This window comes from Bacillus sp. EB01 (assembly GCF_000613125.1).
In the GTDB taxonomy this organism is placed as follows: domain Bacteria; phylum Bacillota; class Bacilli; order Bacillales; family Cytobacillaceae; genus Bacillus_D.
The window spans coordinates 1,956,295-1,967,499 of record NZ_HG964497.1; the positions used below are offsets into that span (position 1 = coordinate 1,956,295).

Below are 11,205 nucleotides of genomic sequence, written 5' to 3' on the forward strand. Positions count from 1 at the left end.
AGCCAACGTACCTTTTCCAAAGAATGTGCAATCCTGCGAATAAGCGAGTATTCGGGAGAAAATTGAATTAAACCGAGGGAGATTAATCGGTGTATGGGTAAGAGAGATTAATCCAAGAGAGCCCGTCTCATAGATAATCGGTGTATGGGTAAGAGAGATTAATCCAATAGAGCCCGTCTCACAGATTAATCGGAGTTTGGAGCAAGGAGATTAATCTATGAGACCCGGTCTTATAGATATCAGAGTTCGGGAGAGACGGATTAATCCAATAGAGCCGGTCTAATAGATTAAACAGGGTCCGGGAGAGGTGAAATAATCCAATAGAACCGGTATACAGTCAAAAGAGCCATTAGCTCTTAATAGTTATGCCTCCTGGAGCCACTTGGACCGGATTAGTTCTTTATCGTTTTGGTTCCTTTCTTTGACGCCTCCAAACATCACTTTCCATAAGCCTTCCTTCCACTTGGCGGGGTCTTGTTCGTAGTAGTAGATTCCCTCCACTGTGGAAATATCGTCAGTGAAGTCGAGATGGATGAGGCTGTTTTTATAAAAGACGAACGTGAAGCCATGTTCGATTGATAACTGATTATCTTTAAAAAAGGATATTGCAAAGTATGCATAGTCATCTTTCACGGTGTCGGTCAGAATCTGGAACGCGGGTTTGCCGATATAGGAATGGATTTCACTGCTGTTTGAAAAAGTGATTGGGCTAAATGAATAGTCTTCCGAGTTGAAAATTTCCCATTTGATCGGTCCATCTTCCTGCAAAGCAAACAGTGTATCGAGTACCGTTTTATAAATTTGAGGAAATTCTTTCTTTAAAAAGTTTATTGTATCGAGCTCTTTGGTTGATAGAGGGGGCTTGGTCTTACAGTTGCCAACGATTTCAATCTCATCAGTCCCAAACAGGGAAGCCGTGCTGTTAACAGTTAGCCAGCCGTCATATTCTCCATATTCCTCGTAGTATTTAAAACGATCGATTTGATTAACCATTTGTTCGCCTCCTAAACTTTATAAACTATATTCTATATTTCTACAAAATTGTCCTTCTTTTTTGAAAATGGGCCATCCCAAAAGTCAGGATGGCCACAGAAATTTCTATAGTTCAATAACAAATTCCGTTCCTTGGCCTTGTTCGCTGCTGACAGAGATGGTGCTGCCATGTGCTTCAACAAGTTCTTTGGCGATTGCAAGGCCAAGGCCGCTGCCGCCGAGGGCGCGGGTTCGGGATTTGTCAACACGGTAAAAGCGTTCAAAGATGCGGGGAACGTCTTCTTTTGGAATGCCCCAGCCGCGGTCGCGGACTGCAATCCTGACATGCTCGGACTGTCGATTTCCCTCAACTCTTGAAACGGTGACACTTACCATGCTGCCCGGATCGGAGTATTTGCGTGCGTTTTCGATCAGGTTGATGATGACCTGCTCAAAGCGGATTGGATCGATGCTGACCGAGATATTTTCTGGGCATATGAGATCGAGATTCATTTGCTTGTCGTTGAAGGCAGGAGCAGCTTTGCTAAAAATGCCCTCAAGATAAGGCTTGAGCTCGACATCCAATTTGTCGATGGAGAAGGTGTTTTCGTCTATCCTTGCCAGGTTGAACAGTTCTTTGACGAGCTTGGCCAGCTTTCCGGCTTCTTCGGTAATGATGGTAAGGTATTTGTTGCGCTCCGCAGGTTCAAGTTCCTTACGCTGGGCGATTTCGGCATAGCCCTTGATATATGTGAGCGGCGTTCTCAATTCATGTGAAATGGACCCAAGGAAATCATTGCGTTCATTTTTTAAAATATCCAATTCATGTGCAAGGATTTCAATTGACTCCCCAAGTTCACCGACTTCGTCACGGGAGCGCTTGGGCAAGGTGACGGAGAAATCGCCCTTTCTGATTTTCTTGGTTGCTTCGTTCATTTGGACGAGTGGTTCGGTCAAAAAGCGTGATAGGAAAAAGATGACGCCAATCATGAACAAAAGCGACAAAAGTCCGGCAATCAAGAAGTGCTGGTTCATCCCAGAGATGAGCTCCTTGATTTTTTCGGTTCCCTGAAACATAAACACCGTTCCATTGGTTCCATCCTGCAAATCTACCGGAGAGGCGGAGGCGATAAACGGCTTGTCCTTCCAGTCATCTTCAAGAATCATCCCAGGTTCGGGAATGTCGTCAGGACGCTTGGACATGACAGCTTCCATTGCAGGCACTACCTCGTTTGAGGACATAAGGATGGTACCGTACGAATCAGCCAGGATGACAATTGTATCGGTGCGCGATTCCATCAAAGCAATATGCCGGATCGTTTCCTCGTGAAAGTTCTCCTCAAGGATTTCGCGGTGGTTGTTGCCGCGGGTTTGCAACGCGCTGAGTTCGTCGTGGACCCGCGAGTGGATGATATTGTTGTGAAGCGCGACCATCAAAATCGTTTCTAACAGGAAAATGGCCAGGAAAAAGAAAAAACCGATTTTAAAGGAAATTTTATTCATGGGGTACCCTCCGGGAGTTAGGCTGAACGGGTATTTGACCGATAAAAATGACAATTGACCGATAAATTTTAGATTTGGCCGATAAACCAGACGAAACGACCGATATACTACTTAATTTGACCGATAAGCATCAGAATCGTTCATTTTAGCGAACCAATAGGCGCGGCAATCGAGATCAAAAGTGTAACGCTAGAGCCAGTGCCGGTTCCAATTTAAAAAAGAGTGCTGTCCAATTATTTGTTAACAGTGTTGTGTAGGTGAATGTGATTCAGCCGTTGGGGCTGCCGATAAAGCTTCATTAAGAGCGCAGGCGCAATGCAAAAAAAGTTTATCCGGCTTTACTGTAGCTATAGAATACACCATTGGGGGAGGCTTTTGACAAAAAAAGGGCAAAAAAATGGGGTGCCAGCGTCGCCGGCACCCGAATTAAGGGAGGTTAATTAAGTAAAGCAGATAGTTCAAACTTGGGTAAAACATATTAAATCTGATTTGCCTGGCAGATTCTCCGCTTCAGCCCGCATAGCCCCACTATGTTTGCGTCGGGTTCGATTCTGTCGGCATTTCAAAATTGTTAAAAGAGTTTGCTTGAGAAGCTCTGGGCTTCTCTTAACTACACCCTAATAATAAGAAATTATTTTGTGGATGGTATGAAGAACTTATGTGGTTTTTGTGAAGAAGAAGGGGCAGTGCCTGTGTGCTTGCTGGCATAGGGGAAACGTCCCTAAACAACAAAAAAAGGAGGTGCCCACCGTGTGGACACCTTATTATTAAAGGGAGGTTAATTAAGGGTAAAGCTAGATAGTTCAAACTTGGGTAAAACAATTTAGAGTCATGTTGCGTATTCAAGAATTCTGATTTGCTCTGGAGTGCTTGCCAACTGCTTGCACGGCCCCACCATGCTTGCTGTTTGCCTGCGGTTCCAGACAATCCAGGATTTGGTTTTCCTGTTGTGTAGTGTTGGGTTTTATACCCTTGCTACATCTTTATAATAGAAAATAAGAATGTGGATGCTATGAAGAACTTATGTGATTTTTGTGAAGATGACCTCAAAAGCGAAAGCGCCTGGTCAGCGCCGTATGGCCTGGAGTCTCTCCAACTGAGATAAAGGAAACACGAAGAGCGAAAGCGATTCGATGTTGACTTATCGTAGGGCGAAGGGCGAAGGACACTAGGCGCTAGGCGCTCCTCATTACGCTATCGCGTAATTTCGTGCGATGTAATTTCGGGGAAGTCCTCCTTGTGGAGCTAGATTAAACCAAAAAGTGCAAGCGTCGGATTTTTTCAAAAAAGACTTAAAAGAGTTGAAAAACGTATAAAAAGAATTAACTCGCAATGGTATGATGGAAGTGTCGGAAGGAGTGTATGATTATGGTGAAAATTCTGCTTGTTGACGATGAACAGATGATTATGGAAGTGCTGGAAGCCTATCTTGTAAGAGAGGGCTATGAGATTGTGAAGGCTGATAATGGGGTTGACGCGCTGAAGAAAGCCAGGTCGGAAAACCCTGATTTAATAGTGCTAGATTTGATGCTTCCGGATATTTCCGGCGAGGAGGTTTGCCGCCTGGTCAGGATGGATTCGGATGTGCCGATTTTGATGCTGACGGCGAAGGGGACCGAGGAGGACAAGATCAACGGGATTGTGATTGGAGCGGATGATTATGTGACGAAGCCGTTCTCGCCTCGTGAGGTAGTTGTCAGGATTCAGGCAATTTTGCGGCGCATGAAGAAGACGGTGGAGCAGAAGCCGGAGAAGCTTGAGTTCGATGGCGGTCTGTCAATTGATACGGAGAAAAAAGAAGTGACTTGTGGTGGTGAGCTTGTCAGCCTGACCCCGATTGAGTACAAGCTGCTGACGAATATGGCGGAAAATCCGGGCCGCGTGTACAGCCGGATGGACCTTCTGGAAAAAATCCAGGATGAAGGCATGTATTACGAGGGCTATGAGCGGAGTGTTGATACGCATATCAAGAATCTCCGGAAAAAGATCGAGCATGATTCGAGGCAGCCTCAGTTCATACTGACCGTGTTCGGGATGGGTTACAAATTCGGGGGTACTCCGCATGCTGCGAACGCTAAGAGCTAGGGTCCTTTTTTACATGCTGCTTGTCTCGATGATCGGGATTGTAGTTGTGAGCATATTCATTCAATGGGGCTTTGACAAGAGCTTCAACAACTACCTGGAGCGAGGCCGTGAGCATAAGATTGAGAGGGTCATCAATCAGGCGAAGGCAGATTATCAGCGGTCAGGAAGGTTTGACAGCGAGCAGCTTAAGCGGCTGACCCATGAGTATGCCCTGAGCGAGGAGCTTTATTTTCAGATTTACGATAATAATGGGCGAGTGCGGCACAACACGCTGCAGCTTAGAACGATTTTGAATAGTATGGGTGTCGCGGTACCCGCGAATGAGGAAGGACTGGATTCAAAGTCCTATCCCTTGGTTGTCAATAGTGAAAGGGCAGGCGAGGTTGTCGCATTCTTTTCTGTTGATTTTGTCCAGGAGGAATCGAATTTCCTTCAGACTATTCAGTTGTATATCATACTTGCTGTTTGTTTAACGGTGATCATTGCGATTATTTTCTCTGCAATTTTTTCAAAAACATTAACGTCCGGGCTGAATAAGCTGCAATTTGCTGCGGATCAGCTGCAAAAGCATGACCTTGACATCCGGGTACCACTTGGTGGGCTGCCAGATGAAATTAAGCAGCTGGCAATCTCGTTTAATAATTTAGCAGAGTCATTGTCAAAAGAAGAGATGCTCCGCAAAAATTTCACTGGCGACCTGGCCCATGAACTGAGGACACCGCTTGCGACATTGCGAAGTCAGATCGAGGCTTACCAGGATGGGATTTGGGAGCCGACGCCGCAGCGGCTTAAGCAGAGTCATTTCGAATTGATGCGGCTCGTCCGTCTTGTCAATGAGCTTGAGAAGCTTTTGGCCGCCGAGAATCCGCAAATCCAGCTTGAGCTTGTCAAAATGGAGGCAGGTATGGTGCTGTCGTCGATGTGGGAAATGTTCTCACCGGCTTTCCATGACAAAGGCGTCAAGCTAAATTACATTGAGCCTGAAGAAGAGGAATGGTTTTACGGCGACCGTGACAAGGTGAGCCAGGTTTTGTCCAATGTCATTAACAATGCTTTGAAGTATACGCCTGAAGGCAAGCAGGTCACTTTGTCAGTTAACGGAGACAATGCCTATTCGGTCGGGTTTATAGTCGAGGACGAAGGTGCCGGCATGGCCGAGGAAGATCTGCCACATATTTTCGAACGCTTCTACCGCGGTGACAAGTCGCGTGACAGGAAGACCGGCGGCGCAGGAATTGGCCTTTCTATTGTAAAAGCGCTGATGGAAGCACATAAAGGCCGAGTCCAGGTGAAAAGCAAGCTGAATAAAGGCACGACCTTCACACTCTGGTTCCCGAGAGAAGAGGAGTAGAAGTTATAAAATAGTGCCTGGACAGGTTAGAAGTGAATAATGGAACAAAGCCCATGAATGCGATCGTTCATGGGCTTTTACTATTTTAGTAGAAAGCTTTAATAGAGTACGATTGGTATGAATTCCAGTAGACCAGTCAAGGTGGGTGAATGTTTTTACATTTTGACTCTAATATTGTAGAAAAATGTTAAAAAAAGTCACATTATTCCTTGTAGCGATGTTGTAGAATAGGAAAGGTATGAAAGGAGTTCAACATGTTTATGTACAAAGATATTATTGCGAATATTGCAATTATAATAGCGTCATTGGCTGTGGCGGGACAGTTATTTAAAATGGAATCAATGAAGGTAAATTTGAAAACAAAGCTGTTAGGCGGGATTGCCGGGGGGCTGCTCGGGTCCATATTAATGTTCTATTCCGTTAAAGTGGCGGAGCATACGATAATTGATATCCGTAATTTTGCAATCATCATTGTTGTACTTTATGGAGGGCTTTCAAGCGGGCTGGTTGCCGCGGTGATCATTACTGCTATCCGTTTCCTGGTCTTCGGGATTAATCCATCATCTTTGACTGCACTTTTTGTGATGGTGATTCTGTCCTTCCTTGGCAGCTATCTTGGGAAAAAGCAGAGCATGCCTGCGTTTGTAAAATTCAACATCTTGAATTTGGCGAATATCCTGCTTTTCTGTACAGCAATTACTATTCTGGTAAAAGATCAGTCCCTGGGTGAACAAATTTATCTTAGCTATAGTGTGGTGTGCCTGGTGGGCGGGTTTGGTATCTTTTACGTAACAGAATACATCGCCCGCTCTAATGAAAATTACCGCAAATTGCGGGAAATGGCGTCGAAAGATTTTCTGACGGGACTAAATAATGTAAGACAGTTTGATGAAGTATGGAATCGAGAAGCTTTTGCCGCCAAACAAACCGGCGAGCCGCTCTCACTTCTGATTATGGATATCGACTATTTTAAGAGTATTAATGATAAGTACGGCCATCCTGACGGCGATAAAATCCTTAAACAATTGGGAGAAATCCTTGCTGATGTCTCTCGATTAAAGGGAGGTACCGCAGCCCGGAATGGAGGGGAAGAATTCTCTATTATTCTTCCTGGGGCTGCAATGCTGGAGGCTAAGCAAGTGGCGGAGGAAGTTCGCGCGCGAGTCTTAGGACATGATTTCGAAATCTCCGACCGGAAAAAAATTAAGATTACCGTTTCAATTGGCGTCGGCTCATTCCCAGATTCAATTGAGGATATCGATAGGTTGATTAAAAAAGCGGACGACCACCTGTACCTTGCTAAAAATACAGGAAGAAATCGGGTTTGTGCTTAGGGGCCTGCCGGAATTGCGTGGAGGCCCAACAAGTTTTCTCTATGAGGTGCGGTGAACCGTATCATAAGTAAATGAGGTTTTTTAGTCTGAGGCATTGATATCACTTGCCTAGATCATTTTTACAGGCAAAAATACCGTATCATAAGTAATAGTGCATTTACAAAATATGTTTTCCTAAAATTAGGAGCAAATTTGAGTAATAGAAATATATTAGCTTGTTGTTAATAATTGGAAAACAACAATAGATACAACAAAAAATGTCGAATGGAAGTATAATAGATTTATGGAAAAATTGTTAGTTTGTGGATACAGAATCTCATTTTTCTAAAATGAAGGTTGAATATGGGAGGAAACGTATGAACGAGGAAGGCAAAATATCAAAAAGTGAATTAGATTATATTGTTAATCAGCTGAAGCAAACTCAAAACGAAACAGCTGCCACTATAGCACTGCAACCAGCCAGAGCTGCTCATCGGCAGCAAAACGTACAATTGGGTAAATCCAGGATTTTGAGAAATGTTCTAGTGGGTTTCTTTATTCTTGCCGTTATATTTACAGGGATATTATATTTACAAAAAGGAGAAACATTAAAAAGTGTAACTGTCATTGAGAGGATCGAAAAATTAGCTACATTGGCAACGGCAAAAGCACATATGGAAACGACTATATCTGAGGAAGATAATAAATTATTTGGCAAAGACATTCCTTTTGATTTTGATATTCCTGGGTCAAAAAGGACGGTATTAATGGTCGTTCCCGGAGAAGTGACTGCAGGTGTTGACTTAAAGGATTTGACGAAAAAGGACATTACTTTGGATACCAAAAAGAAGACGATTCATATCACTTTGCCGCAGGCCTCCATTGTCCAGGCACCATCTATTGACTCAAAGAACATTATAGCCTTTTCAGATGAAGGCTTGTTTCGCAGTGAACCCAATTGGGATGAAGGGTTTAAACTAGAAGATCTTGCTAAACAAAAAATGGAAAAGGAAGCCATTCAGGCTGGTCTTTTAAAAACTGCTGAAGATAATGCCCGACTTGTCCTACAAGAACTTTTTAAAAATCAAGATTATACGGTAACGGTTACTTTCAAATAATTGGATGCAGCGGCACCTGTGTGTGATTTAAAAGGTTTCCCCACAAACTAAAGGTTTGGGGGGATTTTTTGTATCACTTCTTAAATAGTATAGTTGTTACTTCTAAACTGGAACATCAAATTAATGCCTCGATGAACATTTGAAGTGCCAGAAGAAGTATTAGAAGGGATACAAGAGAGATTATTCTTATTTTCCATAAGTAGCAGCAGTTAAAACCCAAATATTTAAGGGCTTGGACGGACCCCATTTAGCTACATTCCGGTGAACCATATCCCAAGTAAATAAAGTCTTTTGAATAGGATAAAATATATAACGATTAAATTTAAGGAGATAGGAGCGATCTTATCTACTTTCAATACTAGTAAATACATTTCATGGATTGTTTTTTTCAATAAAGCTTAGAATTTCACTGAGAGGTTGATAGTTTTTTTCTGTTATTACCGGTTTAAATAAATCTCCTTTTTCATCTATCCTCTTCATAATATTTTTTATGGTAAAGTCTGTAGGATGTATGCCCTCTTCTAATTCAGACCAGGTCAGCGGGGCCCCAACGGTTGCAGATCGTTTGGCTCTCGGCGAGTATACGACTGGCATTGTTCTCCCTTTCCATAGCTGTAAGTAATCGAAGTAAAGTTTGTTTCCTCTTTTTGAAACTACTCTTTCAAGTGTAACCTGCTTCGGCATTTGTTCCTGAAAGTAATTCGCGATAAAAGCAGTTATTTTTCTTGTTTGTTCGAATGAATAAATCGGTTCAATGGGTACATATATTTGTAGCCCAGATGAACCTGATGTTTTCGGTACAGACAGCAGACCGAGGGATTGAAGGAGATCCTTCAGTTTTAACGCTACCTCTATTACCATGGTAAAGCTTGATTCATCCGGAGGATCTAAATCAAATACCATTTCCAGGGGGAAATCGGGCTTATCATGGCGATCAAACGGTACATGAAATTCAATGGCTCCATAGTTTGCGGCCCAAATGAGTGTTGAAGTGTCATTTAAAAGCATGCGCTCTTTGTTTTTATAGAAATTACGGGTAATCCAATCCGGTGCAGACTGGGGAACCGACCTTTTTTCGATTTTCTTGCCAGCTATTCCATGGGGATAAAGCCACACCATTAATAGCCTGTCTTTTGCATGGTCGATCATATACTGTGACACATTGAATAAATAGTTAATATAGTCGATCTTTGTTATTCCTTGTGACTCCCAAATCATTCTGTCCGGGTGTGAGATTTCAATTCTTTTGCCCTCAACGAAAATTTCCTCCACCAGAAAGCCTCCTGTTTTTCCTATATTTTCAATCAATTTTGTTTAAACTATGTATTAAAAAGTGGAGTGATCAATCTGGAACCTATTTTACCGATGGAGCCGGTTGCTAGTGCTGCCATCCCAAATGGAGAAGACTGGATTGCCCAAGTGAAATGGGATGGCGTCCGAGTTCTTACCTATGCGGATGATGGCGGAGTGCGGCTTTATAATCGAAAAAAGAACGAACGGACAATGCACTATCCGGAAATAACGAGCATTAGTGAATATTGCAGCAGCCGTTCCGTCATTTTAGACGGTGAAGTGATTTCTTTAGGTGGAAATGGTAAGCCCTCTTTTCAACGGGTTATGAGGCGAGATGGTTTGAGAAATATTGACCGTGTAAGGATAGCAATCGAATCTGTACCGATCATCTATATGATATTCGACATTGTTTACTTAGATGGAGTGTGGATACATGATAAGTCGTTACGTGAAAGAAACCAGCTATTATCATCTATCATCACACCTAATGAACATATACAGCTAGTTCCGTCTGTTGAGCAGACCCAAGGCTTATTTAATGCAGTTCAGGAGCAAGAGATGGAAGGAATTGTGCTAAAAAGGATAGATTCCCTCTATTCAATAGGGAAAAAAAGGGAAGATTGGCTCAAGCTGAAAAACTTCCAGGATGTCATCGCGGTGATTGGCGGTTTTACTCTAAGACATAACACTGTTAATTCGATTTTGCTAGGGTTATATGATTCTCTAGGAAGACTGCAGTATGTGGGACACACAGGCACGGGGAAAATGACAGTCAGCGACTGGAAAGAGCTGACGAAAGAATTGAAAGAAATGGTAACCGAGCAACTCCCTTTCAATAAGATACCGCAACGCCGTACGGATGCTGTCTGGGTACAGCCGAAAAAAACAGTAAAGATAAAATTCGCCGAATGGACAGAAGGCGGAGCGTTGCGACAGCCTAGTATTGAGGGATTCATTGAATTCCCGCCGGAAGAGTGTTTACTTGAGAGACCCTAGGAAGGGAGTAACATCAGACGCTGATGGCCCCTGTTCTCTCTATCGTATCTAAAAAAGTGAGCTTAAATTGTCTCTTTATGACAACGTGAGCTCACTTCTGCATTTCTTATTCTTCATTCAATACGCTATGATTTTTGCCATACTCAAAATAGAGCAGTAAACCAAATGCAAACCAAATACTTCTTGGAAGCCAGATGTAAAAAGAGAGCCTACCCCCCTATATAGATAATTCATTCAAAAAAACCTTCTCTAATCTTTCCTAAGGCAGCCAAATCAACATAAAGGTCTATTAAGGTTAAAGTAAATTTTTTTATATGCTAGGAATATATTTACAAGTCAGGAAAATAAACATAAACTATAAATAGTAATAGTAATTAAGACCTAATTCAATATAGGGCAAACTACTTGAAAAAGTAGGACGCAAAACTATAGGGGCTAAATCTTTTGACACGCCAGCCAGTTGCAAATCTACTGAAAGAGATTTCAACGCCCTATATATATTTATAGGGCGTTTTATATTTCCTGGGGATAAAGTCCTATATAGAGTGAATAAAAAGAGGTGATAGTAAAGCAG

8 protein-coding genes and 1 riboswitch are annotated in these 11,205 nt (G+C 42.7%); of the genes, 5 read left to right on the forward strand and 3 right to left on the reverse strand.

Going from position 1 to position 11,205, the window contains the following annotated elements:
- Positions 1-363 precede the first annotated feature (363 nt).
- Positions 364-993: a hypothetical protein gene (locus tag TY16_RS08760; protein ID WP_043931473.1), complete on the reverse strand. Its 630-nt coding sequence runs from the start codon at positions 991-993 to the stop codon at positions 364-366.
- 105 nt (positions 994-1,098) lie between these two features.
- Positions 1,099-2,475 (reverse strand): sensor histidine kinase, encoded by a 1,377-nt coding sequence (locus TY16_RS08765; protein WP_043931474.1) that lies wholly within the window; start codon positions 2,473-2,475, stop codon positions 1,099-1,101.
- 1,368 nt (positions 2,476-3,843) lie between these two features.
- On the opposite strand from TY16_RS08765, the gene TY16_RS08770 reads away from it, so the two are divergent.
- From TY16_RS08770 to TY16_RS08785, 4 genes are all read left to right on the forward strand, one after another.
- Positions 3,844-4,560: a response regulator transcription factor gene (locus TY16_RS08770; protein WP_043931475.1), complete on the forward strand. Its 717-nt coding sequence runs from the start codon at positions 3,844-3,846 to the stop codon at positions 4,558-4,560.
- A complete protein-coding gene (locus TY16_RS08775; RefSeq protein WP_043931477.1) occupies positions 4,538-5,911 on the forward strand; it encodes an ATP-binding protein in 1,374 nt (457 codons plus the stop codon). The genes TY16_RS08770 and TY16_RS08775 overlap by 23 nt, the downstream gene beginning before the upstream one ends.
- A 254-nt stretch (positions 5,912-6,165) precedes the next feature.
- The gene (locus tag TY16_RS08780) at positions 6,166-7,245 is read left to right on the forward strand and encodes a GGDEF domain-containing protein (RefSeq protein WP_043931478.1); all 1,080 of its coding nucleotides are present in this window, start codon (positions 6,166-6,168) and stop codon (positions 7,243-7,245) included.
- Positions 7,246-7,601: 356 nt separating this feature from the next.
- Complete coding sequence (locus tag TY16_RS08785) at positions 7,602-8,342, forward strand: DUF4230 domain-containing protein (RefSeq protein ID WP_043931479.1); 741 nt, start codon at positions 7,602-7,604, stop codon at positions 8,340-8,342.
- Positions 8,343-8,714: 372 nt separating this feature from the next.
- On the opposite strand, the gene ligD (TY16_RS08790) is transcribed toward TY16_RS08785, so the two are convergent.
- Positions 8,715-9,614 (reverse strand): non-homologous end-joining DNA ligase, encoded by a 900-nt coding sequence (gene ligD, locus TY16_RS08790; RefSeq protein WP_231505588.1) that lies wholly within the window; start codon positions 9,612-9,614, stop codon positions 8,715-8,717.
- A 66-nt stretch (positions 9,615-9,680) separates the two neighbouring features.
- Between ligD (TY16_RS08790) and ligD (TY16_RS08795) the strand changes: the two genes are divergently transcribed.
- Positions 9,681-10,631, forward strand: coding sequence for a non-homologous end-joining DNA ligase (ligD, locus tag TY16_RS08795; protein WP_331281056.1), 951 nt, complete (start codon positions 9,681-9,683; stop codon positions 10,629-10,631).
- A 385-nt stretch (positions 10,632-11,016) separates the two neighbouring features.
- A riboswitch (cyclic di-GMP riboswitch) is annotated at positions 11,017-11,099 on the forward strand.
- Positions 11,100-11,205: the final 106 nt, after the last annotated feature.

Excerpts from the sequence above, each read along its gene's own strand:
- TY16_RS08760 (WP_043931473.1), bottom strand. The coding sequence starts at position 993 with ATGGTTAATCAAATCGATCGTTTTAAATACTACGAGGAATATGGAGAA.
- TY16_RS08765 (WP_043931474.1), bottom strand. The coding sequence starts at position 2,475 with ATGAATAAAATTTCCTTTAAAATCGGTTTTTTCTTTTTCCTGGCCATT.
- TY16_RS08770 (WP_043931475.1), top strand. The coding sequence starts at position 3,844 with ATGGTGAAAATTCTGCTTGTTGACGATGAACAGATGATTATGGAAGTG.
- TY16_RS08775 (WP_043931477.1), top strand. The coding sequence starts at position 4,538 with ATGCTGCGAACGCTAAGAGCTAGGGTCCTTTTTTACATGCTGCTTGTC.
- TY16_RS08780 (WP_043931478.1), top strand. The coding sequence starts at position 6,166 with ATGTTTATGTACAAAGATATTATTGCGAATATTGCAATTATAATAGCG.
- TY16_RS08785 (WP_043931479.1), top strand. The coding sequence starts at position 7,602 with ATGAACGAGGAAGGCAAAATATCAAAAAGTGAATTAGATTATATTGTT.